Raw genomic sequence first — 26,630 nt, 5'->3', positions numbered from 1 at the left:
ATCGCACCAAACCTAGACATTGCCGTCTTTGAACTCCAACCCCATTTCAGAGTAGCGCTCCGCCTCATCGAGCCAGTTCGGGCGGACCTTGACCTGCAAGAACAGGTGAACCTTTCGGCCCAAAAACTCTTCGAGCTCTTCGCGCGCGGCTTTGCTGACGGACTTGATTGTCTCGCCCTTATTGCCCAGCACAATACCTTTGTGCCCGTCACGCACCACATAGATCAGTTGATCTACCCGCGCCGACCCGTCCTTGCGCTCTTCCCAATTCTCGGTTTCAACCGTCAGCTGATACGGCAGCTCTTGGTGCAGGCGAAGGATGAGCTTTTCGCGGGTCATTTCGGCAGCAATCATGCGCATCGGCAGATCTGCGATCTGATCTTCGGGGTAAAGCCATGGGCTCTCGGGCAACTCGGCTGCGAGCCATTGGCGCAATGTATCGACGCCATGCCCGCGCTCCGCTGAAATCATAAAGGTCTCGACGAAGTTAAATCGGTCATTCATCTCTTTGCTGAGACCCAGCAAAACCGGTGCGTCAACGCGGTCGATTTTATTGATCGCCAGCGCAACTTTACGTCCCTTACCGATGTCGGCCAAACCTTCGAGAATGCGTTCCACACCTTCGGTGATCCCGCGGTTGGCCTCAATCAGCAGAATGACAACATCGGCATCTGCAGCACCGCCCCAAGCAGCAGCCACCATGGCGCGATCCAGCCGACGACGGGGTTGGAACAGACCGGGCGTGTCGACGAACACAAGCTGGCTTTGCCCTTCCATCGCAACGCCGCGGATCCGGGCGCGTGTGGTTTGCACCTTATGGGTCACAATCGACACTTTCGCGCCCACCATGCGGTTGAGCAACGTCGATTTGCCCGCGTTGGGCTCGCCTATCAGGGCGATAAATCCGGCGCGCGTGGTCATGAGGGTCTCTCCAATTGGGCCAAGAGCGTCTTGGCAGCGGCCTGTTCGGCTTGACGTTTCGACGGGGCGGACGCAACGGCGCTGGCCCCGCTTTCAATACGGGCAGTGATGGTAAAAACAGGGGCATGGTCTGGCCCCTGCCGGTCAGTCTGGACATAGGCGGGGGGCGGCAAGCCGCGCGCCTGTGCCCATTCCTGCAACGCGGTTTTGGCATCGCGGGCGTCTTGCTTGACCTGCAGTACCCGCGTCCCCCACAGCCGCAGGATCAACGCTCTGGACTCGTCAAACCCGCCATCCAGATAGACAGCTGCGATTATAGCCTCGATCGCGTCGCCCAACAATGCTTGCTTGCGCCGACCGCCTGATAGCATCTCAGAGCGACCGAGCTTGAGCACAGCCCCCATATCGATCTCGCGCGCGACCTCCGCACAGGCTTCTTTGCGTACTAGTGCATTGAACCGCGGGGCCAGTTGGCCTTCGGTCGCGGCGGGATCAAGGTTAAGCAGCGCTTCGGCCATCACCAGCCCCAAGACGCGGTCGCCCAGAAACTCAAGCCGCTGGTTATCGTCGCGGTTGGCCGACGACATAGAGGCGTGGGTCACCGCACGGTTCAACAGCTCGGGCTTGGTAAAATGGTACCCGATACGGCCCTCAAAGGCCCGGAGATCAGCGTTTAACTTCACTTGACCGCCTTAAAGAAACGATCGCCCCGCCACGTCCAGAAGAACAGCATAGACCGCCCCCCCGAACTGAACATGATTCGATCCGCGCGCCCAATCAGATTTTCGAACGGGACAAAACCCACGCCACCGGCTTGCTGCGCAAGACGGCTATCGGCCGAATTGTCGCGGTTATCGCCCATGAAAAAGTAATGCCCTTCCGGCACCGAATACACGCCGGTGTTGTCCGACGCTTGATTGCCAATGTTCAAGATCGGGTGCTCTACCCCATTGGGCAGAACTTCAATCTGGCGGGTCTTTTTGCACATCCCACCAGCACCGACCGCACCATTTTCACAGCGTGGACGCATACCCTGCGGTCCTTGACGGTCCATGACTTCTTCGAAAACGCCATCCTCACGTAGCTCGACCGCGGTGCCATTGATGCTGACAGTACCATCGGTGATCTGGACCTTATCGCCCGGCAACCCGATCAAACGTTTGATATAGTCACGGCCCGATACGGGGTGACGGAAAACAACAACATCGCCGCGCTCAGGTTCCGATCCGAACAGACGTGTGTTGTCGCCGTCAAACACGCCGCAGATATCCTTTGCGTCCACTTCGATGCCGAAACGGGGCATCATCACGCTAGGGCAGGACGCGTAGGAATAGCCGTAGGCCATTTTGTTCACGAACAAGAAATCACCAATCAACAACGTCTCTTTCATCGACCCGGACGGAATCCAGAACGGCTGGAAAAACAGGGTCCGGAAGACACCCGCAATCAACAGCGCATAGACAATCGTTTTGATGGTTTCGACAAAGGCGTTGCCGGTTTTCTCTTTGGCGGCCATTTTGGCGCTCCTGTTCATGCGTTCGAGCGTTACATGCGGGTGCCATTGCCGCAAGTCAAGCAACCCCGCCCCCGATCGATCGACCGATTGGGCCATGATTTGCCGTTGCGGCTAGATCCCTGCCGTGGGGCGGGCTTCGATGACGACAAATGCCTGAGCCCAAGGGTGATCGTCGGTCAGTGTGACATGAATGATCGCCTCATGTCCTTCAGGTGTCATTTCGGCCAGACGTTCTGCGGCCCAGCCGGTCACTTCCATCACGGGCTGGCCGGTTCGAAGATTGCTCACGGCCATGTCCCGCCATGCGATCCCCATGCGCAGTCCGGTACCAAGTGCCTTTGAACAAGCCTCCTTGGCAGCCCATCGCTTGGCATAGGTCCCCGCGATATCGCGCCGCCGTTCAGCCTTTTGCTGTTCAACTTCGGTAAATACGCGTTTTCTAAAACGGTCCCCAAAGCGGTCCAGCGTGCCTTGAATCCGTTCGATATTCGCAAGGTCAGTCCCAATGCCCAAAATCATGCTGCGCCCTCAGCCCTTGCGGGCGTCATCCATCAGGCGGCGCATCTCGGCGATGGCGGGACCAAGCCCCAGAAAGATTGCCTCGCCGATTAGGAAGTGTCCGATGTTCAGCTCTTGCACTTCAGGGAAGGCGGCGATCGGGCTCACGGTGTCATAGGTCAGCCCGTGGCCTGCGTGCACTTCAAGCCCTAGATCATGCGCAAATTTCGACATTTCCTCGAGTTTTTGAAGTTCTTTCTGCGCCTCCTCCCAATGCCCTTCGGCATAGGCGTCGCAATAGGCACCGGTGTGCAGTTCGATCACTTCGGCCCCGATGCGGTTCGCGGCTTCGATCTGACGCTGGTCGGCGGCGATAAAAATGCTGACGCGGCTACCTGCTTCGCGCAAAGGCGCAATGAAGTGCGCCAACCGGTTTTCTTCGCGCGCCACTTCCAAACCGCCCTCCGTGGTCCGTTCCTCGCGCTTTTCGGGCACGATGCAAACCGCATGGGGTTTGTGGCGCAAGGCGATGGCCTGCATCTCTTCGGTAGCTGCCATTTCAAAGTTCAGCGGCACGGTCAGCACTTCTTGCAGACCCTCGATATCGGCATCCGTGATGTGACGGCGATCTTCGCGCAGGTGCGCCGTAATTCCATCGGCCCCGGCCTCTTGCGCGGCCCGAGCGGCACGCAGCGGATCAGGATATCCACCACCGCGCGCATTGCGCACAGTTGCCACGTGATCAATGTTTACACCCAGCCGAAGCTTACCTTGTGCCGCCATGGTCTTTCCCCTCCAGAGCCGCCTGCTCTGCCTTGCGTTTCGCCTCTGCCTTGGCCGAGGCTTTTTTCTTCAACGAGTCAAACTTGGCCTTAATCGCGCCCTTGCGTCGTTTTTGATAGGCCCGAAGTAACGGTACAGCCAGATAATACGCGATTGTCGCGCAGATCATGCCGGGCACAATGCCCCCGATCAAATACGGATAAAACACCTGATGCCAGAATACCTCAAGCCCGGACCAATCCATATCGCGGTTGGTTAGGATCGCGACAAAATTGGCCAATAAATCGTGTCCGGCGTCAAAGAACTTGCCGCCGAATGACCGGTGTTCCCCCGTCTGCATCTGAGACCCGAGTATCCAGTGCCCCATTGACAGCGATGACAAGCCAATCGGCACGTAGGTTAAGGGGTTGCCAAAAAACGTCCCCATCAGCGCCGCCAGCAGATTGCCCCGCATCACCCGTGAGACCAACGCCGCTACGATAAAATGCATTCCGTAAAACGGCGTGAATGTCGTGAAAACCCCAGCCCAAATCCCGCGTGCAATCCGTTCGGGTGTATCAGGCAACCGGCGCATACGGTGTTTGACATAATGGAACGCCCGCGTCCAACCACCCCGAGGCCACATGAATTCAGCCATCGCGCGCACTGTCGGCTTGGGGTCGCGGCGTTTGAAAATCAACAGTTCGTCCTTGGGTCAGCGCAGTCCGGGCGGATCATGCGTCTTTGCTGCCTGCCTTGAACAAATCGGGGTTCCGATATCGGCTGATCTCGGCCACTTCGCTCTCGGCCTCCAGCATGGGGATCAAAGAATGCAGATGTGCAATGTCTCGCAGCTCTACGTAGATCAGCAACCGGAAAAAGTCAGGCTTGCGGTCCAAAAATTCCAAATCCGCGATATTGGCCGAGGATTGACCGATCAAGGTACAGATCCGACCCAAAACCCCAGCGCCATTGCCGATGGTCAGCTCCAGCGTCGCGCCATAGATCGCCGGATGCGGACCATCGTGCCACCGCAAATCCAGCCACCGTTCGGGCTGGTCCTCGTAATGAGACAGGCGTTCACAGTCGATCGTGTGTATTTTCACGCCCTGCCCGCGGAAGGTAATGCCGACAATGCGTTCCCCTGGAAGCGCCTGACAGCACGGGGACCGGTCAAAGGACTGACCCGCTTCCAAGCCTACAACCGCCCGTTTGCGGTCGACATGTTCGCCGGGTTTCGGACGCAGGTTGGGGTAGACGGCTTGCACCACTTCTTGGCCCGACAGCTCCGCCGACCCAAGCTGCGCCAGCAGTTCTTCCTCATTGGACAGCCGCAGGTTGCGCGCGGCGGTGCGCAATACTTTCTCTGTCGCAGATTTATTCATCTGCTCAAAAGCCGAGCGCGCCAATTCGCGCCCCAAACTCACAAAGCGCGCGCGATCCAATTCACGTAGCGAGCGACGAATCGCTGTTTTCGCCTTTCCGGTCGTCGCAATATCCAGCCACGTTGCCTGCGGTGTTTGACCTTGGGCGGTAATAATTTCGATTGACTGACCGTTTTTCACCCGCGTCCACAAAGGAACGCGCATACCGTCGATCTTAGCCCCGACGCAGGCAGCGCCGATTCGCGTGTGAATCGCATAGGCGAAATCGATCGGCGTGGCCCCACGGGGCAGTTTGACCACCTCGCCCTTGGGCGTAAAACAGAACACTTGGTCGGCATACATCTCGAGCTTGACCGCCTCGAGGAAATCTTCGTGATCCTCCTCTGAATCAAGCTGCTCTGTCAGCTGTGCAACCCATTTCACTGGGTCGACTGCGAACGGGTTTCGGGACCGTACACCGTCACGATAGGACCAATGCGCCGCCACACCGGATTCGGCGACATCATGCATCTGCCGCGTTCTGATCTGCACTTCGACCCGTTTACCATCACGACCTGAAACGGTGGTATGGATCGACCGGTAGCCATTGGTTTTAGGCTGGCTAATATAATCCTTGAACCGTCCCGGAACAGCCCGCCACCGTCGGTGGATTGTTCCAAGGGCGCGGTAGCATTCATCCTCCGACGTGGTGATAACGCGGAAACCGTAAATATCTGATAAACGGGAAAAGGATTGCTGCTTTTCCTGCATTTTCCGCCAGATAGAATAGGGCTTCTTTGCCCGCCCGAATACCTCAGCCTCGATTCCAGCCTTCTCAAGCTCGTGACGCATGTCGCCGGTAATGCGCTGGATCACATCGCCGGTTTCACGCTGCAGCGTGATGAACCGCCGGATGATGGATTGCCGCCCTTCGGGGTTGAGCACCCGGAACGCTAGATCTTCGAGCTCTTCGCGCATCCATTGCATCCCCATACGCCCTGCAAGAGGCGCATAGATATCCATTGTTTCGCGTGCTTTCTGAATCTGCTTATCAGGGCGCATCGACTTGATCGTGCGCATATTATGCAGCCGGTCCGCCAACTTAACCAAAATAACCCGCAGGTCTTTCGACATTGCCATAAACAGCTTGCGAAAATTTTCGGCCTGCTTGGTCTCGTTAGAATTCAACTGCAAGTTGGTCAGCTTGGTCACGCCATCAACCAGCTCGGCCACGTCACGCCCGAACTTTTCATCGACGCTGCGGTAGGACGCTTTCGTGTCCTCGATCGTGTCGTGCAGCAATGCGGTAATGATAGTCGCGTCATCCAGCTGCTGTTCGGTCAAAATAGCCGCAACAGAGACCGGATGCGTGAAATAGGGCTCGCCTGAATGGCGGAACTGCCCGTCATGCATCTGCTGGCCATATTCATAGGCCAGCCGAATATGATTTTCGTTTGTCTTAGGGTTATAAGCGCGCACAAGCGCGATAAGGTCTTCAGCCGTAATGTCGGCGGTGTTCATGCCTGTCCTGCCTATATGCCCCGAAGGGCGCGGGCCTTAGCCCTGCCCTTGCGCCGCCATCAACTGCCGCAGCAGCATTTCTTCGGACATGCTGTCCTCTTCGGGCTTGTCTTGTTCTGCCCCCATAAGAAGCGCCATCGCGTCCTCTTCGGGTTCATCGACTTCGATTTGGTTCTGATTGCTTTCGATCAGACGTTCGCGCAGATCGTCAGCCGACTGCGTTTCATCTGCAATCTCGCGCAGGGAAACGACAGGGTTCTTGTCGTTATCACGATCAACAGTGACCGGCGAACCAGCCGCAATTTCGCGGGCACGGTGCGCGGCAAGCATGACAAGCTCGAACCGGTTTGGCACTTTATCTACACAATCTTCGACAGTGACGCGGGCCATGGGGATGCTCCAATCATGAATGCTGCAAGAAGCCGACTATTTAGAAGCCATCGCCGGAATTTACAAGGCCCTATTCCATGGGCCATACCCCCTTTTTATCTGCCTCAGGTAGGTCATTCAACATCTCTCGAACTGTTTTGCCAATCAGCGGATGACGCCAGTCCGGCGCGATGTCGGCAAGCGGCACCAGTACGAAGGCGCGATCTTGTAAACGAGGGTGTGGCAGGATCAGTTCATTTGGTGCGCGAACCGACTGTTGGTCGAATGCAAGCTTGCGCCAGAGGGCCTGTGTCTTTGCATCGGGCAGCACCGTATCCCCCATCGCGATCAAATCCAGATCCACCGTACGGGGGCCCCAACGGTTTGTCCTTTCGCGCCCCAACTGCCCCTCTACAGCGTGAAGAATGGCTAAAATCTGATCGGCCTCGCCGTCGAATCTAATCCTTGCGGTTGTATTTACAAAGTTTGGGCCAGACCCTGGCGGATACGCATGGGTTGAGTAGAGCGGACTAACAGCGACGACTTGTACCGCCATATTCTCTAGTATTTTAAGCGACTTCATCACCGTATCAGCGGGCCCTCCCGCAACCGAAGATTGATTCCCCCCCAAGGCGATCAGCGCTTCCCTGCCGATTTGTGCCCCATCGTCACGGGCCTTGCCGAATGTCTTCACTTGCTGCCCCCTCAAAAACTCTTAGGTAGTATGTTATTAAAGTCGGAAACTCATTTTGAAACATTTCGTTTTATAGCAGCGCTACACGACGCAGTTTTCCGAACGACGTGTATTAGGAAGGCATTTCATGTTCTACAAGGACGAACGCTTAGCTTTGTTCATCGACGGCTCTAACCTCTACGCCGCCGCCAAGAACCTGGGCTTTGATATCGACTACAAGCTGTTGCGGCAGGAATTCATGCGGCGCGGGAAACTATTGCGTGCATTTTATTACACCGCCCTTCTCGAGAATGACGAATATTCGCCGATACGACCATTGGTCGACTGGCTGAACTACAACGGGTTCTCGATGGTGACCAAGCCCGCCAAAGAATACACGGATAGCATGGGTCGCCGCAAGGTTAAGGGGAACATGGATATCGAGCTTGCGGTCGACGCGATGGAGCTCGCGCCACATCTTGACCATATCGTGATCTTTTCCGGTGACGGGGATTTTCGCCCGCTGGTGGAAAGCCTGCAACGGCAGGGTGTCCGCGTGTCTGTTGTCAGCACAATCCGCAGCCAACCGCCTATGATCTCTGACGAATTACGCCGTCAGGTCGACAATTTCATCGAGCTCGAAGACCTGCGCGACGTTATTGGCCGGCCTCCACGTGAAACACCGGACGAATAGCTCGCTCCCCCGCGCCTACATCTCCGCAGCTGCCATGCCCCTGCGATAGGTGCGCGTGCACTCGAAGCAGCAGACTGTGCCGCCGCCGGTCTGGACGATGCGCGGCGCAGCCCTTACCTATGGCCCAAGCCCGAGGAGAGATTGATGACCAAACCGCCTTTGACCCTATACCTTGCCGCACCGCGCGGGTTCTGTGCGGGCGTGGACCGTGCGATCAAGATCGTCGAAATGGCCATCGAAAAGTGGGGCGCACCAGTCTACGTGCGCCACGAAATCGTGCACAATAAATTTGTCGTTGATGGATTGCGCGAACGCGGCGCAATCTTTGTCGAAGAGCTTTCGGAATGCCCCGATGACCGACCCGTGATCTTCTCAGCTCACGGGGTACCCAAGGCCGTGCCCGCCAAAGCGGAAGCGCGCAATATGGTGTATGTCGACGCCACCTGCCCGCTTGTTTCTAAGGTTCATATCGAAGCACAGCGACATGCCGATGCGGGTTTGCAGATGATCATGATCGGTCACGCGGGACACCCCGAAACCGTCGGGACGATGGGACAACTGCCACCGGGCGAGGTTCTGCTCGTTGAAACCCCGGCCGATGTTGATACCGTCGATGTGCGCGATCCGACAAAACTGGCATATGTCACCCAGACCACGCTGAGCGTTGATGACACCGCGGAAATCGTCGCCGCACTGAACCGCCGTTTCCCCCAAATCATCGGGCCTCACAAAGAAGACATCTGCTATGCCACCACCAACCGCCAAGAAGCGGTCAAGGCAATGGCTCCGAAATGCGATGCGATGCTGGTGGTTGGCGCGCCGAATTCGTCGAATTCCCGCCGTCTTGTCGAGGTTGGATCGCGTGCGGGGTGTGAATATGCGCAGCTGGTACAGCGCGCGACGGATATTGATTGGCGCAGCCTTGAAGGCATCGCAAGTATCGGCATCACGGCGGGTGCTTCCGCCCCCGAGCAACTGATCAATGAAGTAATCGACGCCTTCAAAGACCGCTATGAGGTGACCACCGAATTGGTCGAAACCGCCGTTGAAAACGTCGAGTTCAAGGTCCCCCGCGTTCTGCGCGTGCCCGCATGACCGGCATTCCCCGCGCACCGCTCTGGCTTGGCCTTGCCGGTCTGATCCCGTTCATCTGGGGGGCGCTGACCGGGCTGGTTGACCCCTTGGCCAATTGGGGGGCTACGACCTTAGGCGGGCGCTTTGTCGGGCCTTATATTCAATTATTCTATGGCACCGTTATCCTTTCCTTCATGTCTGGCGTGCTATGGGGGTTCGCAACAAAGACCAGCGGGGCCAAGGCCACTGCTGGGTATATCCTTGCTGTACTCCCGGCGCTGTGGGCATTTTTCATGACCAGCGGCGGTCCTGTCGGGTCTGGGTTGAACCTGATGTTCGGTTTTGCCGGTCTGCTCGTCTTGGATGCAGCGTTCTGGCACTGGCGTCTTGCGCCGCGCTGGTGGTTGAAACTGCGCACGCTGCTGACTGTTGTGGTGCTGGCCTGTCTCGCCGTGGGCGTCTTTCTTTAACGACAAAAGTCGCCTATCCAAGTCAAAATAGACTGGACGCCCCCACGCCAGACTGGATAAGGCAGCCCTATGACAAAGCTAATTGCATATACTGACGGTGCCTGTTCGGGCAATCCCGGTCCTGGCGGCTGGGGAGCCCTAATGCGGGCGATGGAGGGCGACAAGATCGTCAAACAACGCGAGCTCAAAGGCGGCGAACCCGATACGACCAATAACCGTATGGAACTCATGGCCGCCATCAGCGCCCTCGAAGCGCTGGCCCGCCCAACCGAGATTACGATCGTCACAGACAGCAATTATGTCAAAAACGGGATCACCGGCTGGATTTTTGGCTGGAAGAAAAACGGTTGGAAAAATGCCGCGAAAAAGCCTGTAAAAAACGCAGAACTTTGGCAGCGCCTCGACGCCGCGAATGCGCGGCATCAGGTGACATGGGAGTGGGTCAAAGGCCACGCGGGGCATCCGGAAAACGAACGTGCGGATGAACTGGCCCGGGCTGGCATGGCCCCGTTCAAGACAAAATGAGCCTGCTCACCCTGCTCGAGTACGCCTCCGTGCTGGTCTTTGCGATCACGGGTGCTCTTGTGGCCAGCCGCGCGCAGCTTGATCTGGTGGGCTTTGCCTTTATCGCCTGTTTGACGGCACTGGGTGGCGGCACTCTGCGGGATCTCCTGCTCGATCGAAACCCGATTTTCTGGATCGCGAACCCCACGCATCTTGCCCTGGGTGTGACCGCCGCGCTGGTGGTCTTTCTATCAGCGCACCTTTTGGAAAGCCGGTATCGCGCCTTGCTTTGGCTTGATTCCATCGCCCTTGCCGTGGCCGTCGCCGCTGGTACGGGCATCGCGATTTCGCTGGATCAATCGGCCGTCGTCGTTGTCTTGATGGGAATGATCACAGGCTGCATGGGTGGCCTGATGCGCGATGTCGTCGTCGGCGAAGTGCCCTTGGTCTTGCGCCAGGGTGAGCTTTACGTGACAGCAGCCTTTGCTGGTGCCGCCACCGCTGTTATCACCCGCAGCATACTAGGGGATGATCCGATTTCATTGTTTGTCGGGGCCTGCGTAACATGGGTTCTACGTGCCGGATCGCTGTATTTCGGGTGGCACTTGCCGGTGTACAAAAGCCGTCCACCGCGGGTGTAACCCTATTTCCGACGCCAATGAAACGGTACGATAATCAGGGCCCCAATAGACGACGCGATGGCGTTCATACCGGCGGAATTAAACCCAAAGCCAAACATCAGGCGGACAAAATAGAATAAGAACGCCCCACCAACGCAAATGATAATCGACGCAAGATATCCGTTGCGGGTAAAGCCGGACTTTTCGGCGAAAAAGCCCACAAGACCCGCAATCACAACCGTGCCGATAAGCGTCGGAAACATGTTTACCCTTTGCTCAGAACTGTGCCCGCCGCGATCTGCGCGCCACGCTGGAATGTCTCGGCATCTTGCGCCGCTTTTCCCGCACGTTGCAAGCAGATCAACCGAACGGCACCTGTCCCGCAGGCGACTGTCAGACTGGCATCCAATACCTCCCCTGCCGAACCGCCCCCCTCCGCAAGCGCAGAAGCCAACACCTTTACCCGCGTATCATTCAGTTCAAACCAAGCCCCCGGAAACGGCGACAAGCCCCGGATCTGACGGTCGACGTCCGCAGCGGGGCGGGACCAATCGATGCGCGCCTCAGCTTTATCAATCTTGCTGGCATAGCTCACGCCCACGTCAGGCTGCTGCTCTGGCGCAAGCTGCGGCAGCTGGCGTAGCGCCTCCACAATCAATTCTGCACCCAGAGTACTTAACCGGTCGTGAAGTTCGATCGTCGTCTCAGTACTGCGGATCGGTGTCGTTGAACGCATCAACACCGGACCTGTATCCAACCCAGCCTCCATTTGCATGATGCAAACGCCGGTTTCTTCATCACCGGCCATGATTGCACGATGGATCGGCGCAGCTCCGCGCCAGCGCGGCAGTAGGCTCGCGTGGATGTTCAGACACCCGGATTTGGGCGCATCCAGAACCGCTTGCGGCAGAATGAGGCCATAGGCGACAACAACCGCGACATCAGCCTCAAGCGCGGCAAACTCGGCCTGCGCCTCGTCCGTTTTCAACGACACAGGGTAACGAACAGGCAGGCCAAGCGCCTCGGCCCGCTGCTGCACCGCGCTCGGACGATCTTTTTTACCACGCCCTGCTGGTCGGGGCGGTTGACAATAGACAGCGGCGATTTCGTGGCCGGCCAGCACCAATGCGTCCAAAACAGGCACCGAAAACTCGGGCGTTCCCATAAAGATCACACGCATCACACACATCCTCTTAAAACCTAAAGGTGACTAAATCTTGAATTTTCGAGCTTTGCGAAGCAGCATATCGCGGCGCGTTTTACTTAGATTGTCGAAAAACATCTTACCGGCGAGGTGATCAATTTGATGCTGCACGCTGGTCGCTTCCAAGCCGACAAAGTCACGGGTCACTGTATCGCCTTGTTCATCCAGATACTGCACCTTAACGCCACGTGGACGGCGAATTTTCGCAGAGATCCCGGGTAGGTTCGGGCTCGCTTCATCGTATTCATTCATGATCGCGGAGGCATCGATCACAACTGGGTTCGCCAATCTGATCCGCTTGTCCCGACCCTTCGAGGCATCTACAACAGCCACCTGTAACGCCACCCCGATCTGAGGCGCGGCCAAGCCGACGCCGGGCATCGCATCCATCGTGGTGATCATATCGTCCCACAACTTTCTTATTTCATCATTAATTTCAGTCACTTGGGCAGCGGGGGACCGCAGGCAGGCATGGGGCCACGGGATGATGCGACGAACGGTCATTGGCTTTTCTCCTGCTCTACCCGATCATAGATGACGACCCCATCAAGATGGTCATATTCATGCTGCACAATCACGGCCTCAGCCCCGGCAAAATCTCGTTCGTGGGTGCCATTCGCATCTGTCCACCGCAAGGTTACCTCTGTCGCACGGGGGATATTCATCGGCACGCCAGGGATGGACAAGCACCCCTCCTCGCCGATAGCGCGGGTGTCAGACAGCCTCAGAATCTGCGGGTTGATACATGCCACGGGCGTAGGCGTGCCCGTTTTCCAGCCCGCATCGAACACGAAAATTCGCTCGGTCCGGCCAACTTGGGGCGCGGCCAAACCGCGACCGGGGGCGGCATACATCGTCTCGAGCATATCGGCGATCAACCGATCTATTTCAGGCGAACGCGTTTCAACTGGATCGCAAACCGTTGTCAGACGTACATCGGGCCATGTGACGATTTCCAGCACGCTCATTCGCGCGCCAACTCTCGTTTCAACTTGGTCATTTTGCGGGTAATCATCTGACGTCGCATCGGCTTGAGGTAATCGATAAAAAGCTTGCCGTCCAAATGATCGATTTCGTGCTGCACGCAGGTCGCCCAAAGCTTGGTGAAGGTCTCTGTTCGCTCATTCCCGTCGGCATCGACCCACCGCACATCTACATCAGCCGGGCGCGTCACATCAGCAAAGTGCTCAGGTATCGACAAACACCCTTCTTCGTAGGTGTTAAGCTCGTCCGATGAGGCAACGATTTCAGGGTTGAACATTACCAACGGACGCGGCGTTTCACCCTCTTCCTTGACACAATCCATGACGATCAGACGGTTCATCACCCCGATTTGGGGTGCCGCAAGACCAATCCCTGGCGCATCATACATCGTTGCAAGCATATCATCGGCCAAGCTGCGCAGATCCTCCGTCATATTGGTCACGGGGGCGCATGGCTTTTTAAGCCGAGGATCAGGGTGTAATAAAATATTGCGTATCATTTAGATGATTTAGGCCAACACATACGCCGCTGCAACCTCGGGCCTTGCGGTCCGGTCGATTAGGTTTAGCGTGACGGCCAAATCTGACAGGAGAACCCCATGAGCTTTGACGAAATCATCGACCGGCGTGGCACCCATTGCGCGAAATGGGACAAGATGGAGCAGATCTATGGCGTCCCCGCAGATACCGGAATCGCGATGTGGGTTGCCGATATGGATTTTCGTCCGCCGCAGGTGGTTCAAACCGCGCTGCAAGACATGTTGGATCATGGCGTCTATGGCTACTTCGGCGACGATAGCAAATATCTGGGCGCCATCCAGTGGTGGATGGAGAACCGCCATGGCTGGAAAATCGCAACAGAGTGGATTTTCACCACCCACGGATTGGTAAACGGGACGGCAATGTGCGTTGATGCCTTCACCAAACCAGGGGACGGCGTGGTTCTTTTCACGCCCATCTACCATGCATTTGCGCGGGTGATCTCGGCCGCGGGTCGGCAGGTTGTAGAATGCGAAATGACAATCGAAGACGGCCAATACACATTGGATTTCGATGCCTATGACGCCCAAATGACTGGCAATGAAACGATGCTGATTTTCTGTTCGCCACATAACCCGGGGGGCCGTGTATGGTCCAAATCCGAGCTGGAGCACGTCGCTGCATTTGCCAAACGCCATGACCTCATCCTTGTCTCAGATGAAATCCACCATGATCTTGTGATGCCCGGGCATAAGCATACAGCAATGGCGCTGATCGAGGGGGTCAACGAACGGCTGGTCATGATGACCGCGACGACGAAAACCTTCAATATTGCTGGCTGCCATTCTGGCAATGTCATTATTCCAGACCCCAAGTTGCGTGCGATCTTTGCCCAACGTGTCGCGGCGATGGGGCTGTCGCCGAATTCATTTGGCCTTTTTATGGCCACCGCAGCCTATTCGCCGGAAGGCGCGGCGTGGGTCGATGATCTGGTGAGTTATCTTGACGGCAACCGGCAGATTTTTGACGCCGCCATCCAGAGCATACCAGGGCTGCAATCCATGTCGCTACAATCAACTTACCTTGCCTGGGTCGATTTCAGCGGGACCGGTATGGATAGGTCTGAATTCACTCAGCGGGTCGAAAAGTCCGCAGAGATCGCGGCGAACCATGGGCCCACTTTCGGCAAGGGCGGTGAGAACTTCCTTCGGTTCAACATCGCCACACCGCGCGCCCGCGTAGAGGAAGCCTGCGACCGTTTACGCGACGCGTTCAAAGACCTGCAGTAGACTCAATGAGGTGCGTCGGTGCCAATCAACCCTGCCGGCGCATCCCTCGCCCGTTCGAAATCCAGCGCAGCTGTTTTTGCAACGCGCGTTGCTCGCTTGAAATCAAAGAGCATCTCGTCGCCCTCTTGCGCGACAGCAACGACGAGGCACTGACACAGATGTGCAGCCCCATCATACAGGTCCACGCGCCCACGTAGCTGCGGTGCGGTTGCTGACTCCAGCGAGAACCCTGTGTCCCAAAACCGCAAAACCTTGTGCTGCGCCCCATCAGCCTCAACATGCAAATGAGATGACTTTCGCATACTATCTAATCGTGCGGCGTCCAGCCCTGCCTGGATATTTTTTGGCAACATCGCTTCCACAGCATATTCCCCTCTGTGCTGACTAATACCGAGCGTGACGTATAGCGATTTAAAATCAAGAGATTCCTTCAATGTATTCTAAGTGCACGACTGCAGCCCCCCCTGTGCACCAACCGCTATAGCCATTCGCTGGCTTAGCCTTACCTTGACCATAAGTATGTAAAGGAATTGTGTATGGGACAGTTGATTGACGGAGAGTGGCACGACAAATGGTATGATACCGACGCCACAGGCGGGAAATTCGAGCGTTCGGCCTCCAAATTTCGGAACTGGATAACGGCCGATGGCAGCGCTGGCCCATCTGGAAAATCAGGCTTTGCCGCGCAGTCCGGCCGCTACCACCTGTATGTTAGCTATGCCTGCCCGTGGGCACATCGCGCATTAATTTTCCGCGCGCTCAAAGGGCTTACCCCTCACATAGACGTTTCGGTCGTCCATCCAGATATGCTGCAAGACGGTTGGACTTTTGCGACAGACTTCGAGGGTGCTACCGGCGACGCCCTCTCGGGTGAAAGTTACTTGCGTGACATTTATGTCAAAGCCGATCCACTTTTCTCAGGTCGAGTGACGGTACCTGTGCTTTGGGACAAGGAGCGAGAAACGATCGTTTCGAACGAATCGGCTGAAATCATCCGTATGCTTAACAGCGCCTTTGACCATATATCCGGCAATACGGAAGATTATTCGCCGGCATATCTGCAAACGCGGATCGACCAAGTGAATCAACGCGTCTACGACACTGTGAATAACGGTGTCTACAAGGCGGGATTTGCGACGACACAAGAGGCCTACGATGATGCAGTTCACCGTTTATTTGATAGCCTAGAGTGGCTAGAGGAAATTCTCAGTCATAATCGCTTCCTGATCGGCGTTACCCCGACCGAGGCAGACTGGCGTCTATTTACAACGCTTGTACGTTTTGACCTCGTCTACCACACGCATTTTAAGTGCAATCACAAGCGCTTGACTGACTACCCGAACCTTTGGGCCTATACCCGTCAGCTGTATCAACACACTGGTGTAGCAGAAACCGTTCACTTTGATCACATCGTCCGGCACTACTACTACAGCCAGAAAACGGTGAACCCCCATCAGATCATACCAATTAACCCGACAGTCGATTTTAATATGCCTCACGGGCGTGATTGAACAACGGCTCCGTCCGGCGCTAGGCGACCAGGGTCTCTGCTTTCTTCAGATCAACAGAGACCAGTTGGCTGACACCCTGTTCCGCCATCGTAACGCCAAATAAGCGATCCATCCGCGCCATCGTCACGGCATGATGCGTGATGATTAGGAACCGGGTGTCAGTCTGTCTGCACATTTCATCCAAGAGGTCGCAAAACCGCGAAACATTCGCATCATCCAAGGGCGCATCGACTTCATCCAAAACGCAGATTGGGGCGGGATTCGCGAGAAAGACCGCAAATATCAGCGCCAATGCGGTTAGGGTTTGCTCCCCTCCCGACAATAGGCTGAGCGTACTCAGCTTTTTTCCCGGAGGCTGGCACATGATCTCTAGCCCGGCATCTAAGGGGTCGTCAGATTCGACCATCACCAGATTGGCTTCTCCACCGTTAAAGAGGTGTTTAAAGAGCATAGAAAAGTTGCTGCTCACCTGTTCAAAAGCGGTGAGCAATCTTTCTCTCCCCTCCTTGTTCAAGCTCGCTATGCCGCTACGCAGCGTCCGGATCGCCTCCATAAGATCGGCCTTTTCGTCGATCAAGGTATCGTGCTCAGCCTTCACATTCTTAACGTCTTCTTCAGCACGCAGGTTCACGGCACCCAATGCCTCACGCTGGCCCTTCAAAAGGCTCAACTGATTTTCGAGCACCCCGATCTCGGCTGCATCATCCGCGCCCAAATCAAGCGATGCCAAAAGCTGATCTGGCGTCATATCGCGCTCATCATCGATGCGCTCAGCTGCAAGTGCTGCAGTCTCCTTCGCTGCATCTGCCCGCGCTTCAGATTTCGCTCTGGCTTCTCGCGCCTCCGACGCCTGCCGTTCGGCGTCGCGTTCCGCCCTGGTTGCGTCGCGCAAAGCCGCGTCACCGTTCGAAAGCTGCCGCGCTGCGGAAAGCTTGCGCGTTTCGGCAGCAGCAATATCGAGCGTTAGCTTTTCGCTTTCCGCTGCGATCCTCCCAGGTGCAAAACTGGCTTCATCAAGCTCCTGTTCAGACGACGCTTTTCGCTCAGCAAGCTCGGCCCCGCGTTTTCCCGCAGTGCCCAAGCGATTCCGCCACCCGCCCAACTCGGTTTTGACGTCTTGAATGCGCTTCAGCCGCGCGGTGCCCTCGCGACGTAATTCGTCCAATGCAGAGCGATGCGAGATCATGGCAATACGTGCGCCTTCAACGGTCTCGCGCAGCGTTTCCACGCCCGCGCGCGCGGATGCAACGTCTTCAAGCCTTGCAAGCGCGATTTCCGCCTCAGTCACCAACCGACGTCCCTCGGTGGCTTCCGCTTCGTGTCGCGCCACGGCCAAGCCCAAACTTTCTAGCCGGCTTTGAGCCAAATTACGGTCAGCCTCGACCCGACTTAACGCACGGCCGGCATCTGCAACTGCCTTATCTGCATCGCGGCGCAGGGTCCGGGCGTCCCTATCAGCCTCAGCCTGAGTAAGAAGAAGCTTCTGCAATGTTTCATGTGCATCGCGTGCTCCCTCTGCGCGCTGAGTCGCCTGCTCCAAGCCCTGCTTTAATACCTCCAACCTGTTAATTTGTTGTAACCGTAGGGCCGAGGCAGAAGGCGCATCTTCTGCCCACGCCCGGAAGCCATCCCATCGCCATAGATCCCCCTCAAGAGAGACAAGCCGCTGGCCCGGCTGGAGAAGCTGTTGCAGTCGCGAACCATCATCGGCATCGACCAATCCGATTTGGCTCATTCGGCGGTCTAACACGTCGGGCACAGAAACATGCGCCGTCAACGGCGTGATCCCCTCGGGTAGAGGCTGGATATTGGAATAGGGCGGCAGGAACGCCCATCCTGATGGTCCGTCCGGCTCGACATCGGGGGCGCGCAAATCGTCGGCCAACGCAGCACCGAGTGCTTTTTCAAAGCCGTGCTCAACTTGCAAGCGATCTAAGATCTGCCCGCCCTCGGCCGTGTCCCGTTCCACCAATCTCGCAAGCGCGCCGGCCTCCGCACTGATCGCATTCAGCTCACCTTCCGCTTGCGACCGTTCGGCCCGCGCGTCTGCCTCGCGGTTCTGCGTAGCCGCGCTTGCTTCTTCTGCTTTTAGCAAGGCCTCCTCTGCGGCCGCGGATGCGCCATGGGCCTGAGCTTCCGCAGCTTTGGCCGTGACGAAATCTGCGGAAGCTTTCTCGACTGCAGCGCCGCTTTGCTGCACTGCGTTACGCGCTTTGGCTGCTTCTGCCTCGGCTTTGATCAGGGTTCCCCGATAGTCACTGAGAAGCCGTTCTGCAGAACTGTGGCGCGCCACCAAGCGGGCGACATCTTCGGTCAACTCAGACAATTCGGCTTCCCGCGCCTCTAGGACACTTGCCGCCTCCTGCGCCGCATCTTCTGCATTCGCGACGGCGGCTTCATGCCCTTTACCAGATTTGTCCAGTTCACACCCTTCCCGCTCCAATCGAGAAATCGTCTCTTCGGCGTCGCGGTTCAGCTCGTTTTCTCGGTCGAGATCGCGGGACAACTGGGCAATGCGCTTCTTAAGTGTATCGATAGCGGCATGGGCGCGGTTTTCTTGATCGCTCAACGCATCTCGCTGCGCTTTCAACCGCTGGAGGATAGCAGTTGCGATCGCCTCTTCTTCCCGCAAGGGCGGGAGAGCTTCTTCGAGCTGCTGGCGCGTAGCAGAAGCCTGCCGCACCGCCCCTTCGGCCTCAAGCGCGACGGCCACCTGTGCCCTCAGGCCTTCTGTCGCGACGAGCCTTGCGTCCTCTGCAGCACGCCAGCGGCGGTACAGCAGGACCCCCTCGGTGCGGCGGAGCGTTTGGCCGATATCCCGGTACCGCGCCGCTTGGCGTGCTTGGCGCGTCAATTGGGCAAGCTGGTTGGCCAGTTGGTCAACGACATCATCGACCCGTGCAAGGTTCGTTTCCGTGCCATTCAATTTAAGCTCGGCCTCGTGCCGGCGGGCATAAAGCCCCGAGATTCCGGCGGCTTCTTCCAGAATGCGACGCCGACTTTTGGGTTTAGCATTGATAAGCTCGGAAATCTGGCCCTGTCGGACCAACGCGGGAGAGTGCGCTCCAGTCGAAGCATCAGCGAAAAGCATTTGAACATCGCGTGCGCGCACGTCCTTGCCTGCCGCCTTATACGCGCTTCCGACATCACGGGTGATCCGTCGGACAATTTCGATACTGTCGCCGTCGTTGAAACCAGCGGGTGCCAAACGTTCGGAGTTATCGATGTGCAACGCGACTTCGGCAAAGTTTTTGGCAGGACGCGAAGATGCACCGGCAAAAATCACGTCCTCCATCCCGCCGCCCCGCATCGCAGTCGGGCGATTTTCCCCCATTACCCAACGCAGCGCCTCGAGAAGGTTGGATTTGCCACAACCATTGGGGCCGACCACGCCGGTCAGACCATCCGTAATGATCAAATCTGTAGGGTCTACAAAGCTTTTAAAGCCCGTCAGCCTGAGTTTAGAAAACCGCAATGTTCGTACCCGCCTGATTCTTTTGGACAGTTAGGATTGCGGGTCATTGCCTTTACTGTCAACGTAACGCCGCTAGGTAGAGCGGGAAGCAGCCGCTTTATCCACAAGATATTGTAGTTTGAGGTACCTCCTCGCTTCCTCCCGCTTCCTAATCAATGATTTGGCCACTCCCATTAGCCACAATCCAGTTTTCCTATCGCAACCGCCTGGTCCCCCACCACATGTGTAACCTTGCAGCCGCTCGCCTGCACCATGGCCCGCGCGGCACGGTCGCGGATCGGGCCAAACCTGGGGGCGTATTCCATATTGATGCGTATGGCCTCTGCTTGAGCCCCGTTTACGCGAACATCAAATACCGATCCATCCACGATGATCTGTTGGACCGGCAGGCCGCTAAAGCCGGCGCTTGGCATGTTGCAACCAGCAGCCATGAGCATCACCAAGGTGCAAATTAGGACGGGCAGCAAACGTATATCTGTCAACATAGCAACACCCTGCGCGACAAATGCTAATCGACCGTTAAAGCGCCCCTTGGTCTTCGAAAATAATTGCATTGCTCCCCCATGCCGCTGGTCATATAATTTGACCAATCCAAGGAACCACCAATGCCCTTTCACCCTGTCGCCTCTGAAAAACTATCCGCCGCCGTCGTCCGGCAGGTTGAACAGTTGATCCTCCGGGGCATTCTTCGCCCGGGCGAAAGGTTGCCCGCGGAACGTGAGCTGGCCGAAAGGCTTGCCGTGTCACGCCCTTCCCTGCGAGATGCCATCGCGCAGCTTCAGGCCAGCGGATTGTTGACTGCAAAGCCCGGCGCAGGCGTCTATGTCGCCGATGTCCTAGGCAGCGCTTTTTCACCCGCGCTGACAGAGCTTTTCGCACGTCACGACGAGGCGGTTTTCGACTATCTATCGTTCCGCCGTGATATGGAGGGACTGGCTGCCGAACGGGCAGCGCGGCTGGCCTCTGACACAGATCTGGGCGTGATTCAGGCAGTTTTTGACAAGATGGAGGCCGCACACCACAAGCGCAACGCCGACGACGAGGCCCAGCTAGATGCGCAGTTTCACATGGCAATTATCGAGGCGAGCCATAACGTCATTATGCTGCATATGATGCGGTCGATGTACGATCTGCTACGCGGTGGCGTGTTCTATAACCGCGAAGTTATGTTCAAACAACGTACCACCCGCACCGCCCTGCTGAACCAACACCGCGCCATCAACAATGCACTACAGGCGCGCGATCCGGCTGCGGCGCAGGCCGCGGTAAAGACGCATCTGACCTTTGTCGAAAACGCGTTGAGGGAACATCAAAAGGCGGAACGGAACGAAGACGTCGCCCGCCAGCGGTTGCAACACGAGACGATGACAAAACCTTGAAACGCAAAAAGGCCCCGGATGATACCGAGGCCTTTTAGAGTAAGTCCGTTAAAACTTAGTGAAGCTTTGCGTCGACTTCGGCTATTGCACTGTCAATCAACGCGTTGCCTTCGGCGGCGGTCATCTTCTTGGCGATAACATCCTTGGCAGCGGCGATGGCCACAACAATCGCTTGATCGCGCACTTCCTTAACGGCAGCGGCCTGAGCGGAGTCGATTTGCTCTTCGGCTGCGGTCAAACGGCGCGCGATGGATTTCTCCAGATCGGCACGGGCCTGATCCGCAGCTTCGGTTGCTTCGGCCTTGGCCGACGTGACAATACGGTCCGCTTGTTCTTTCACTTCTTGCTGTTTGCGCTCGTAGCTGGCGAGAAGTGTTTGGGCCTCTTCACGCAGCGCACGGGCTTCATCCAGCTCAGACTTGATGCCAACGGCACGATTGTCCAGCATGCTGCCGATCATCTTGGGCACTTTGAAATACATCAAAACGCCAACGAAAAGAATGAAGGCAAGCAGAACGATAAAGTCGGTGTTGCTTAGCGAAAAGAACACGTCACCAGCTGCAAATGCAGGGGAAGCGACCAGACCGGCGATGAGGGCTGAGAAGGTCAAACGCATGGCTTATCCTTTCATCCGGGCATCGACAGCCGCGGAAATAGTTGTCGCGTCAGCGCTGCCACCGACGGCGGCGATGATGGCCTCGGCGGTGTCTTTGGCAACGGCTTCAACGTTCTCCATCGCGGAGGCGCGGATTTCGCTGATGGCTTTTTCAGACTCGGCGGACTTTGCTGCGATCTCGGCGTCGGCCTTGGCAATCGCTTTGTCCAGATCAGCCTGAATGTCAGCTTTCGCGGCGGCGATGATCTGCTGCGCTTCTGCACGGGCATCGATCAAGGCTTTGTCGTAAGCGGCCTCTGCCTCCGTCGCTTTGACCTTCAGGTCTTCGGCGGCGGCGATATCATTTGTAATGGTGCCCTGGCGTTCCGCCAGAACAGCGCCGATGCGTGGCAGGGCAACGCGCGACAGAATAAAGTAGATTGCGACCAGGGCGACGATAAGCCAGAAAATCTGGTTGCCGAACCAATCAATGCAAAGCTGTGGCATACCAATGGCGCTGCCAAATTCGTTGACGCATGCGCCAGCGATTTCCGTAGTAATCGGTTCCGTCGCCATAGCGGGCTCCTGTCAATGCGTGGAAATCTTTCGGGCAGCGCGCATCTGCGCACTGCCCGAAGCGTAAGGACGTAGGTGTCTTAAGCTTAGACAGCGAACATCAGCAGCAGAGCGACGAGGAACGAGAAGATCCCCAGAGCTTCTGCAAAGGCGATGCCGATGAACAGAGTTGCTGTTTGACCAGCAGCAGCAGATGGGTTGCGCAGTGCGCCAGCCAAGTAGTTGCCTGCAACGTTGCCCACACCGATGGCTGCGCCACCCATGCCGAATGCTGTCAGACCTGCGCCAATGAATTGGCCCATTTGTGCGAGTTCGCCTTCCATGTCATTTCTCCTTACAATGGAATTGAGGTGATTGGTCAGGCAGGGATACCCTGCCCTGGTGTTAGTGGTGCGGGTGCAATGCGTCTTTCAGATAAACGCATGTGAGGATCGCGAAAACATAGGCCTGGATGAAGGAAACCAACACCTCAAGGCCATACATCGCCGTGATCGCAAGAACCGAGAAAGGGGCGATTGCAGCAAGTGCAGCGAAGCCCGCGAAAACTTTGATCACGGCGTGACCCGCCATCATGTTACCCGCAAGACGGATAGAGTGGCTGACCGGACGTACAAAGTACGAGATCAGCTCGATCACGGCCAGAACCGGACGCAGTGCCAGTGGCGCGCTGCTGACCCAGAACAGGCTCAGGAAAGACGCGCCGTTCTTGACGAAACCCAGAATGGTCACACCAAAGAATACGGCAAACGCCATCACAGCGGTGACAGAGATGTGCGACGTAGGCGTAAACGCCATCGGCAGCAGACCAAGGAAGTTCGAGAATACGATAAACATGAACAGTGTCATGATGTAGGGGAAGTATTTCACCCCTTCTTTACCGCAGATGTCTTCAACCATCTTGTAGATGAAGCCATACGCAAGCTCGGCCACAGACTGCATGCGCGACGGGATCACCGACCGCTTGGACGTGCCCAAAACCAGCAGCGCAAAGATCGCCAGAACAGCAATTGCCATCCAGACCGTTGCGTTGGTGATCGTGTACCAGGATACAGCGCCTTCGCCAAAGAATGGCTTAACGATGAACTGATCCATCGGGTGAAAAGCCAAACCGCCTGTTTCTTCGCCGTGTGCTTCTGCCGCCATGTCAGGGCCCTTTTTCTTCATCGGCCACATCGGCCATCTTCTTTTCCTGGATTTCCTGCGCAGAGCGGAGCATCGTCTTTACCCCAGCCGCAAGGCCCAGCATTACAAACAGCACCATGAAAATCGGGAGCGTTCCTAAGAACCAGTCCAACGAATATCCGATGCCAAAACCGATCCCAAGACCGGCGCAAAGTTCGATCACCATCCGCCAGGCCAGCGATGCCTGAGAATAATGTTCATCCGCCCGGGGTTTCGGTGCTTGCGCCCGCTTGGCTGCCTCGATCTTTGCCTCAAGCTGCTTTAGCCGCTGCTGTTGGTCTGGATCGGTCACGCCAAAATCCCTGTTGAATGTGTTGCGCAGTAGCTACTTTCACACCGCCACAGAGTCAACTCCGAACGCGAGACTGTTATCTATCGGAAAACGCTAGGAAATGTGCAGGGCGGATCACCTAAATCACTGTCAAAGCGGGGCCAGCCCTTGCAAACTCAGCCTGCAATCATATTCAACCTTTTGGTTAAGCGTGGTTTCCGCTACCTCTAGGAAGTCACCCTTACGTGCCCTGCAAGGACATCCATAAACGCCGTGCCCCAACCACCCACCGCCCAGCTTGATGCGATCTTTGCCGCGCTCGCCGATCCGACACGGCGCGCGATTTTGTCGATGCTGCTAGAGGATGATATGGCGGTGACAGACGTGGCTGAACCATTCGACGTGTCGCTTGCCGCGATCTCAAAGCACCTGTCGGTGCTCGAACGGGCGGGACTGATCGTGCAGGAGAAACGCGGCCGGCTCAAATGGTGCAAGCTCGAACCTGCAGCGTTGAAAACCCCATCCGTCTGGATGCAGGGCTTTGGCCAGTACGAGCCTATCAATCTTGATGATTTTGAAAGATTTCTGGCCGCAGAAATTAAAGGGATGTCAACAGATGCGGCACAGGATGATCTGGGGACATAGGCAGAGCAGTGTATTGTTGGCCCTCCTGCGACGAGGTTTTACACAGAAGGGCCAAACTTGATGTTGTTAGATGACGCCGAACGCAAAGCGCAAGATCGCCAAAACAACAACAATCAAACCAATCAGATAAAGAATGCTACGCATTAGAATAGTCCCTTCATAAACTTTATGTGATGCTAACGCAGGATAGATCAGATCGGTTCCCGCTATTGTGATCAAATCTGTTTTGTGTCGTCCCGTAGCAGCAGATACAGGGCGATGATCGTCAGCCCCACGCCCCCCAAAATAAGCGGTCGCGGTGCGCCATTGCCTAATGCGATCTCCCATAGGATCACCCAACTGGGCGTTAGATAGGTATAGGCCATGACCTTGGCCGACGGCAGCCGCAGAGACGCAAATTGCAGCAAGACAAAGGTAGCAGACGAGGCCGCGACAGCGACATATATGATCGTGATCCACACGATGGCGGGCAGCGCAATCCAGTCGGTCCCCAGCACATCGCGCCATCCGTAGACAAACAACAACCCGCCCCCGGCAATCAGCGTGCCCAGGGTGAACACAACCGCCGGTTCGCCGCGATTCAGCTTGCGAACCATCGGCGTATAAAGCGCGTGACAGATAACGCCGACGAAATAGACGGCCTCGCCATAGCCGATCTCGAACCGGCGCAGGGCCGCTAAATCTGCGCGGAAGATCACCCAAAGCGCCCCAACCGCTCCGATCGTCAGGGCCAACGCCATACGTGCCGTCGTGACCTGCCGCAGCAGCAGCCAGCCAAACCCCGCAGCGATCACCGGCGTCAACGTAAACACAGCTGCCGCACTGACCGGGCGCGCCGTCTTCAGCCCCTCGAACATCAGCACAAAATAGACAGCGAACAGGCCGCCAAGCACCAGATAGCGCCAAGGGGACTGCGTTGCCCCTTTGGGCACACCGGTCGTCGCGGCCACAGCCACCGCAATCACCATACCCGCGATCACGAACCGTGCCGCATTCAACGCCGTGGGCGAGATCAGATTGGCCGACAGCGCCCCCAGTGAAAATGACCCCGCCACCAAGGCCGAAAATACCAGCATCGCCAGATGCCCCTGCATATCAGGCCGCATCACATTTCTTTCTTTACTGCTTTTTTCAGAAAAGACAGCAACGCCTGTACCTTCGGCGTACGGTGCAGATCAACATGGGTCACCAGCCACAACGTCGAATCCCACTCGGGCAGATGCGGGTGCACTTCGACCAGGTCAGGGTCGGCGCGACCTTCCGTCAGCTCGATGAACCCGATCCCCGCGCCCTCAAGCACCGCGACCCGCAGCCCGCCCGCATCAAGCCCGCGAAACGAGATCGCTTGTGCCGGCACGATATCGCGCATCCACTTAAAGAACGGTGCACGCATCTGCGCGTCGTCATGCCCGACAAAACGGTGGTTCCCATAGTCGTCAGGGCCCGAAGGCATCCCATGTGCCGCAATATAGCTTTTATGTGCGAACAGCCCCATCTGCAGCATATGAAACGGCTGCACCACATTATCTGGCTGTTCTGGCACCTGTCCGGCGCGGATCGCGATATGGGCTTCACCATATTCCAGCCGGAACAGGCGCTCTCCGGTCAGAAAACGCACGGTCACATCCGGGTTTTTCTTCTGGAACGCGACCAACAGCGGCGTCATCCAGCTCGACAGTTCCATCAGGGACGTGACGACCAGCTCGCCCGACACTGCCTCCCCGCGCCCCTTGATCCTGCTCGCCAACTGGCTGAACTGATCGTCGGTGGCAGCGGCCACACGCAGCAAGTCTTCGCCCGCCTCGGTTGTCTTGTACCCGCGCGCATGACGCTGAAACAATTTGACGGCAAGCCGGCTTTCTAGCGCATCGACGTGGCGGATTACGGTGGCATGGTGCACGCCCAACACCTCCGCCGCGCCGCTGACGGTCCCCATACGCGCCACCTGATAGGCCGTTTTGATTTCGTCCCAGTTATCCATCCACAGCCCCTTATGCCCACGCCTGTGCATTATTGAACACATCACCTGCATTTTCACCAGTTGCGTTCGCACA

At 56.9% G+C, this 26,630-nt stretch carries 33 protein-coding genes; 9 read left to right on the top strand and 24 right to left on the bottom strand.

Annotated features, from left to right (window positions below; genetic code table 11):
* Nucleotides 1-12: 12 nt before the first annotated feature.
* The 9 genes from era to folK form a co-directional block, all read right to left on the bottom strand.
* Nucleotides 13-921 carry a GTPase Era gene (era, locus tag GLP52_RS14560; RefSeq protein ID WP_237271211.1) on the bottom strand — a complete coding sequence of 303 codons (909 nt, stop codon included), beginning with the start codon at nucleotides 919-921 and terminating at the stop codon, nucleotides 13-15.
* Nucleotides 918-1,604: a ribonuclease III gene (gene rnc, locus GLP52_RS14555; protein WP_093731739.1), complete on the bottom strand. Its 687-nt coding sequence runs from the start codon at nucleotides 1,602-1,604 to the stop codon at nucleotides 918-920. The genes era and rnc overlap by 4 nt, the downstream gene beginning before the upstream one ends.
* Entirely contained in the window at nucleotides 1,601-2,437 is an 837-nt protein-coding gene (gene lepB / locus GLP52_RS14550) for a signal peptidase I (protein WP_093731738.1), read from the bottom strand. The genes rnc and lepB overlap by 4 nt, the downstream gene beginning before the upstream one ends.
* A 111-nt stretch (nucleotides 2,438-2,548) precedes the next feature.
* Nucleotides 2,549-2,956 carry a holo-ACP synthase gene (acpS, locus tag GLP52_RS14545; RefSeq protein ID WP_237271210.1) on the bottom strand — a complete coding sequence of 136 codons (408 nt, stop codon included), beginning with the start codon at nucleotides 2,954-2,956 and terminating at the stop codon, nucleotides 2,549-2,551.
* A gap of 9 nt (nucleotides 2,957-2,965) precedes the next feature.
* Nucleotides 2,966-3,718: a pyridoxine 5'-phosphate synthase gene (locus tag GLP52_RS14540; protein WP_093731736.1), complete on the bottom strand. Its 753-nt coding sequence runs from the start codon at nucleotides 3,716-3,718 to the stop codon at nucleotides 2,966-2,968.
* Complete coding sequence (locus GLP52_RS14535; RefSeq protein WP_093731735.1) at nucleotides 3,702-4,397, bottom strand: DUF2062 domain-containing protein; 696 nt, start codon at nucleotides 4,395-4,397, stop codon at nucleotides 3,702-3,704. Before GLP52_RS14535 ends, GLP52_RS14540 begins: the two co-directional genes overlap by 17 nt.
* A gap of 34 nt (nucleotides 4,398-4,431) precedes the next feature.
* Nucleotides 4,432-6,582 (bottom strand): RelA/SpoT family protein, encoded by a 2,151-nt coding sequence (locus GLP52_RS14530; RefSeq protein ID WP_237271209.1) that lies wholly within the window; start codon nucleotides 6,580-6,582, stop codon nucleotides 4,432-4,434.
* Nucleotides 6,583-6,618: 36 nt separating this feature from the next.
* Nucleotides 6,619-6,972, bottom strand: a complete 354-nt coding sequence (gene rpoZ, locus GLP52_RS14525; protein ID WP_093731733.1) for a DNA-directed RNA polymerase subunit omega — start codon at nucleotides 6,970-6,972, stop codon at nucleotides 6,619-6,621.
* Nucleotides 6,973-7,042: 70 nt separating this feature from the next.
* Entirely contained in the window at nucleotides 7,043-7,645 is a 603-nt protein-coding gene (gene folK / locus GLP52_RS14520) for a 2-amino-4-hydroxy-6-hydroxymethyldihydropteridine diphosphokinase (RefSeq protein WP_237271208.1), read from the bottom strand.
* Between the two features lie 127 nt (nucleotides 7,646-7,772).
* On the opposite strand from folK, the gene GLP52_RS14515 reads away from it, so the two are divergent.
* From GLP52_RS14515 to GLP52_RS14495, 5 genes are all read left to right on the top strand, one after another.
* Nucleotides 7,773-8,318, top strand: coding sequence for a LabA-like NYN domain-containing protein (locus GLP52_RS14515; protein ID WP_093731731.1), 546 nt, complete (start codon nucleotides 7,773-7,775; stop codon nucleotides 8,316-8,318).
* A 144-nt stretch (nucleotides 8,319-8,462) separates the two neighbouring features.
* Nucleotides 8,463-9,413 carry a 4-hydroxy-3-methylbut-2-enyl diphosphate reductase gene (gene ispH / locus GLP52_RS14510; protein WP_093731730.1) on the top strand — a complete coding sequence of 317 codons (951 nt, stop codon included), beginning with the start codon at nucleotides 8,463-8,465 and terminating at the stop codon, nucleotides 9,411-9,413.
* The gene (locus tag GLP52_RS14505) at nucleotides 9,410-9,862 is read left to right on the top strand and encodes a DUF3429 domain-containing protein (protein ID WP_093731729.1); all 453 of its coding nucleotides are present in this window, start codon (nucleotides 9,410-9,412) and stop codon (nucleotides 9,860-9,862) included. Before ispH ends, GLP52_RS14505 begins: the two co-directional genes overlap by 4 nt.
* A 69-nt stretch (nucleotides 9,863-9,931) precedes the next feature.
* Nucleotides 9,932-10,387 carry a ribonuclease HI gene (gene rnhA, locus GLP52_RS14500; protein WP_237271207.1) on the top strand — a complete coding sequence of 152 codons (456 nt, stop codon included), beginning with the start codon at nucleotides 9,932-9,934 and terminating at the stop codon, nucleotides 10,385-10,387.
* Nucleotides 10,384-11,007 (top strand): trimeric intracellular cation channel family protein, encoded by a 624-nt coding sequence (locus tag GLP52_RS14495; RefSeq protein WP_237271206.1) that lies wholly within the window; start codon nucleotides 10,384-10,386, stop codon nucleotides 11,005-11,007. Before rnhA ends, GLP52_RS14495 begins: the two co-directional genes overlap by 4 nt.
* Nucleotides 11,008-11,009: 2 nt before the next feature.
* On the opposite strand, the gene GLP52_RS14490 is transcribed toward GLP52_RS14495, so the two are convergent.
* From GLP52_RS14490 to def (GLP52_RS14470), 5 genes are read right to left on the bottom strand one after another with little or no spacing between them, the layout of a single operon-like run.
* Nucleotides 11,010-11,249: a hypothetical protein gene (locus GLP52_RS14490; RefSeq protein ID WP_093731726.1), complete on the bottom strand. Its 240-nt coding sequence runs from the start codon at nucleotides 11,247-11,249 to the stop codon at nucleotides 11,010-11,012.
* A gap of 2 nt (nucleotides 11,250-11,251) precedes the next feature.
* Nucleotides 11,252-12,166, bottom strand: coding sequence for a methionyl-tRNA formyltransferase (gene fmt, locus GLP52_RS14485; RefSeq protein ID WP_093731725.1), 915 nt, complete (start codon nucleotides 12,164-12,166; stop codon nucleotides 11,252-11,254).
* 30 nt (nucleotides 12,167-12,196) lie between these two features.
* Entirely contained in the window at nucleotides 12,197-12,694 is a 498-nt protein-coding gene (gene def / locus GLP52_RS14480; RefSeq protein WP_093731724.1) for a peptide deformylase, read from the bottom strand.
* Complete coding sequence (def, locus tag GLP52_RS14475) at nucleotides 12,691-13,158, bottom strand: peptide deformylase (RefSeq protein ID WP_237271205.1); 468 nt, start codon at nucleotides 13,156-13,158, stop codon at nucleotides 12,691-12,693. The genes def (GLP52_RS14480) and def (GLP52_RS14475) overlap by 4 nt, the downstream gene beginning before the upstream one ends.
* Complete coding sequence (gene def / locus GLP52_RS14470; protein WP_093731722.1) at nucleotides 13,155-13,673, bottom strand: peptide deformylase; 519 nt, start codon at nucleotides 13,671-13,673, stop codon at nucleotides 13,155-13,157. Before def (GLP52_RS14470) ends, def (GLP52_RS14475) begins: the two co-directional genes overlap by 4 nt.
* Before the next feature lie 99 nt (nucleotides 13,674-13,772).
* On the opposite strand from def (GLP52_RS14470), the gene GLP52_RS14465 reads away from it, so the two are divergent.
* Entirely contained in the window at nucleotides 13,773-14,942 is a 1,170-nt protein-coding gene (locus GLP52_RS14465) for a MalY/PatB family protein (RefSeq protein ID WP_237271204.1), read from the top strand.
* Between the two features lie 2 nt (nucleotides 14,943-14,944).
* Here GLP52_RS14465 and GLP52_RS14460 read toward each other — a convergent pair whose 3' ends face one another.
* Complete coding sequence (locus GLP52_RS14460; protein ID WP_237272621.1) at nucleotides 14,945-15,304, bottom strand: hypothetical protein; 360 nt, start codon at nucleotides 15,302-15,304, stop codon at nucleotides 14,945-14,947.
* Between the two features lie 174 nt (nucleotides 15,305-15,478).
* On the opposite strand from GLP52_RS14460, the gene GLP52_RS14455 reads away from it, so the two are divergent.
* Nucleotides 15,479-16,453 carry a glutathione S-transferase family protein gene (locus GLP52_RS14455; RefSeq protein WP_093731719.1) on the top strand — a complete coding sequence of 325 codons (975 nt, stop codon included), beginning with the start codon at nucleotides 15,479-15,481 and terminating at the stop codon, nucleotides 16,451-16,453.
* 19 nt (nucleotides 16,454-16,472) lie between these two features.
* Here GLP52_RS14455 and smc read toward each other — a convergent pair whose 3' ends face one another.
* Together smc and GLP52_RS14445 are read right to left on the bottom strand one after the other, a co-directional pair.
* The gene (gene smc, locus GLP52_RS14450; protein ID WP_237271203.1) at nucleotides 16,473-19,928 is read right to left on the bottom strand and encodes a chromosome segregation protein SMC; all 3,456 of its coding nucleotides are present in this window, start codon (nucleotides 19,926-19,928) and stop codon (nucleotides 16,473-16,475) included.
* 173 nt (nucleotides 19,929-20,101) lie between these two features.
* Nucleotides 20,102-20,413 (bottom strand): hypothetical protein, encoded by a 312-nt coding sequence (locus tag GLP52_RS14445; RefSeq protein ID WP_093731938.1) that lies wholly within the window; start codon nucleotides 20,411-20,413, stop codon nucleotides 20,102-20,104.
* A gap of 120 nt (nucleotides 20,414-20,533) precedes the next feature.
* Between GLP52_RS14445 and GLP52_RS14440 the strand changes: the two genes are divergently transcribed.
* Nucleotides 20,534-21,307 carry an FCD domain-containing protein gene (locus tag GLP52_RS14440; RefSeq protein ID WP_237271201.1) on the top strand — a complete coding sequence of 258 codons (774 nt, stop codon included), beginning with the start codon at nucleotides 20,534-20,536 and terminating at the stop codon, nucleotides 21,305-21,307.
* Nucleotides 21,308-21,362: 55 nt separating this feature from the next.
* Here GLP52_RS14440 and GLP52_RS14435 read toward each other — a convergent pair whose 3' ends face one another.
* From GLP52_RS14435 to GLP52_RS14415, 5 genes are all read right to left on the bottom strand, one after another.
* Entirely contained in the window at nucleotides 21,363-21,923 is a 561-nt protein-coding gene (locus tag GLP52_RS14435; protein WP_093731716.1) for a F0F1 ATP synthase subunit B, read from the bottom strand.
* 3 nt (nucleotides 21,924-21,926) lie between these two features.
* Nucleotides 21,927-22,478 (bottom strand): F0F1 ATP synthase subunit B', encoded by a 552-nt coding sequence (locus tag GLP52_RS14430; RefSeq protein WP_093731715.1) that lies wholly within the window; start codon nucleotides 22,476-22,478, stop codon nucleotides 21,927-21,929.
* An 86-nt stretch (nucleotides 22,479-22,564) separates the two neighbouring features.
* On the bottom strand, nucleotides 22,565-22,801 hold the full coding sequence (locus tag GLP52_RS14425) for a F0F1 ATP synthase subunit C (protein WP_005849971.1): 237 nt from the start codon (nucleotides 22,799-22,801) through the stop codon (nucleotides 22,565-22,567).
* A 61-nt stretch (nucleotides 22,802-22,862) separates the two neighbouring features.
* Entirely contained in the window at nucleotides 22,863-23,621 is a 759-nt protein-coding gene (locus GLP52_RS14420; RefSeq protein ID WP_093731714.1) for a F0F1 ATP synthase subunit A, read from the bottom strand.
* A 1-nt stretch (nucleotide 23,622) separates the two neighbouring features.
* Nucleotides 23,623-23,952: an AtpZ/AtpI family protein gene (locus GLP52_RS14415; RefSeq protein ID WP_005849975.1), complete on the bottom strand. Its 330-nt coding sequence runs from the start codon at nucleotides 23,950-23,952 to the stop codon at nucleotides 23,623-23,625.
* A 252-nt stretch (nucleotides 23,953-24,204) separates the two neighbouring features.
* On the opposite strand from GLP52_RS14415, the gene GLP52_RS14410 reads away from it, so the two are divergent.
* Nucleotides 24,205-24,576, top strand: a complete 372-nt coding sequence (locus GLP52_RS14410) for an ArsR/SmtB family transcription factor (RefSeq protein ID WP_237271200.1) — start codon at nucleotides 24,205-24,207, stop codon at nucleotides 24,574-24,576.
* A gap of 215 nt (nucleotides 24,577-24,791) precedes the next feature.
* On the opposite strand, the gene GLP52_RS14405 is transcribed toward GLP52_RS14410, so the two are convergent.
* On the bottom strand, nucleotides 24,792-25,682 hold the full coding sequence (locus GLP52_RS14405) for a DMT family transporter (protein WP_237272620.1): 891 nt from the start codon (nucleotides 25,680-25,682) through the stop codon (nucleotides 24,792-24,794).
* The gene (locus GLP52_RS14400; RefSeq protein ID WP_093731711.1) at nucleotides 25,682-26,557 is read right to left on the bottom strand and encodes a LysR family transcriptional regulator; all 876 of its coding nucleotides are present in this window, start codon (nucleotides 26,555-26,557) and stop codon (nucleotides 25,682-25,684) included. Before GLP52_RS14400 ends, GLP52_RS14405 begins: the two co-directional genes overlap by 1 nt.
* Between the last annotated feature and the right edge of the window lie 73 nt (nucleotides 26,558-26,630).

This window comes from Sulfitobacter sp. M22 (genome assembly GCF_021736025.1).
In the GTDB taxonomy this organism is placed as follows: Bacteria; Pseudomonadota; Alphaproteobacteria; order Rhodobacterales; family Rhodobacteraceae; genus Sulfitobacter; species Sulfitobacter litoralis.
The sequence above is the reverse complement of the archived record's forward strand: the minus strand, read 5'-3'. Positions and strand labels throughout refer to the sequence as shown.

Bases quoted from the DNA above. Each gene is read 5' to 3' on its own strand.
- era (WP_237271211.1), bottom strand. From the start codon at position 921: ATGACCACGCGCGCCGGATTTATCGCCCTGATAGGCGAGCCCAACGCG.
- lepB (WP_093731738.1), bottom strand. From the start codon at position 2,437: ATGGCCGCCAAAGAGAAAACCGGCAACGCCTTTGTCGAAACCATCAAA.
- acpS (WP_237271210.1), bottom strand. From the start codon at position 2,956: ATGATTTTGGGCATTGGGACTGACCTTGCGAATATCGAACGGATTCAA.
- GLP52_RS14540 (WP_093731736.1), bottom strand. From the start codon at position 3,718: ATGGCGGCACAAGGTAAGCTTCGGCTGGGTGTAAACATTGATCACGTG.
- GLP52_RS14530 (WP_237271209.1), bottom strand. From the start codon at position 6,582: ATGAACACCGCCGACATTACGGCTGAAGACCTTATCGCGCTTGTGCGC.
- rpoZ (WP_093731733.1), bottom strand. From the start codon at position 6,972: ATGGCCCGCGTCACTGTCGAAGATTGTGTAGATAAAGTGCCAAACCGG.
- GLP52_RS14515 (WP_093731731.1), top strand. From the start codon at position 7,773: ATGTTCTACAAGGACGAACGCTTAGCTTTGTTCATCGACGGCTCTAAC.
- ispH (WP_093731730.1), top strand. From the start codon at position 8,463: ATGACCAAACCGCCTTTGACCCTATACCTTGCCGCACCGCGCGGGTTC.
- GLP52_RS14505 (WP_093731729.1), top strand. From the start codon at position 9,410: ATGACCGGCATTCCCCGCGCACCGCTCTGGCTTGGCCTTGCCGGTCTG.
- rnhA (WP_237271207.1), top strand. From the start codon at position 9,932: ATGACAAAGCTAATTGCATATACTGACGGTGCCTGTTCGGGCAATCCC.
- GLP52_RS14495 (WP_237271206.1), top strand. From the start codon at position 10,384: ATGAGCCTGCTCACCCTGCTCGAGTACGCCTCCGTGCTGGTCTTTGCG.
- GLP52_RS14490 (WP_093731726.1), bottom strand. From the start codon at position 11,249: ATGTTTCCGACGCTTATCGGCACGGTTGTGATTGCGGGTCTTGTGGGC.
- fmt (WP_093731725.1), bottom strand. From the start codon at position 12,166: ATGCGTGTGATCTTTATGGGAACGCCCGAGTTTTCGGTGCCTGTTTTG.
- def (WP_093731724.1), bottom strand. From the start codon at position 12,694: ATGACCGTTCGTCGCATCATCCCGTGGCCCCATGCCTGCCTGCGGTCC.
- def (WP_237271205.1), bottom strand. From the start codon at position 13,158: ATGAGCGTGCTGGAAATCGTCACATGGCCCGATGTACGTCTGACAACG.
- def (WP_093731722.1), bottom strand. From the start codon at position 13,673: ATGATACGCAATATTTTATTACACCCTGATCCTCGGCTTAAAAAGCCA.
- GLP52_RS14465 (WP_237271204.1), top strand. From the start codon at position 13,773: ATGAGCTTTGACGAAATCATCGACCGGCGTGGCACCCATTGCGCGAAA.
- GLP52_RS14455 (WP_093731719.1), top strand. From the start codon at position 15,479: ATGGGACAGTTGATTGACGGAGAGTGGCACGACAAATGGTATGATACC.
- GLP52_RS14445 (WP_093731938.1), bottom strand. From the start codon at position 20,413: ATGTTGACAGATATACGTTTGCTGCCCGTCCTAATTTGCACCTTGGTG.
- GLP52_RS14440 (WP_237271201.1), top strand. From the start codon at position 20,534: ATGCCCTTTCACCCTGTCGCCTCTGAAAAACTATCCGCCGCCGTCGTC.
- GLP52_RS14435 (WP_093731716.1), bottom strand. From the start codon at position 21,923: ATGCGTTTGACCTTCTCAGCCCTCATCGCCGGTCTGGTCGCTTCCCCT.
- GLP52_RS14430 (WP_093731715.1), bottom strand. From the start codon at position 22,478: ATGGCGACGGAACCGATTACTACGGAAATCGCTGGCGCATGCGTCAAC.
- GLP52_RS14425 (WP_005849971.1), bottom strand. From the start codon at position 22,801: ATGGAAGGCGAACTCGCACAAATGGGCCAATTCATTGGCGCAGGTCTG.
- GLP52_RS14420 (WP_093731714.1), bottom strand. From the start codon at position 23,621: ATGGCGGCAGAAGCACACGGCGAAGAAACAGGCGGTTTGGCTTTTCAC.
- GLP52_RS14405 (WP_237272620.1), bottom strand. From the start codon at position 25,682: ATGCGGCCTGATATGCAGGGGCATCTGGCGATGCTGGTATTTTCGGCC.
- GLP52_RS14400 (WP_093731711.1), bottom strand. From the start codon at position 26,557: ATGGATAACTGGGACGAAATCAAAACGGCCTATCAGGTGGCGCGTATG.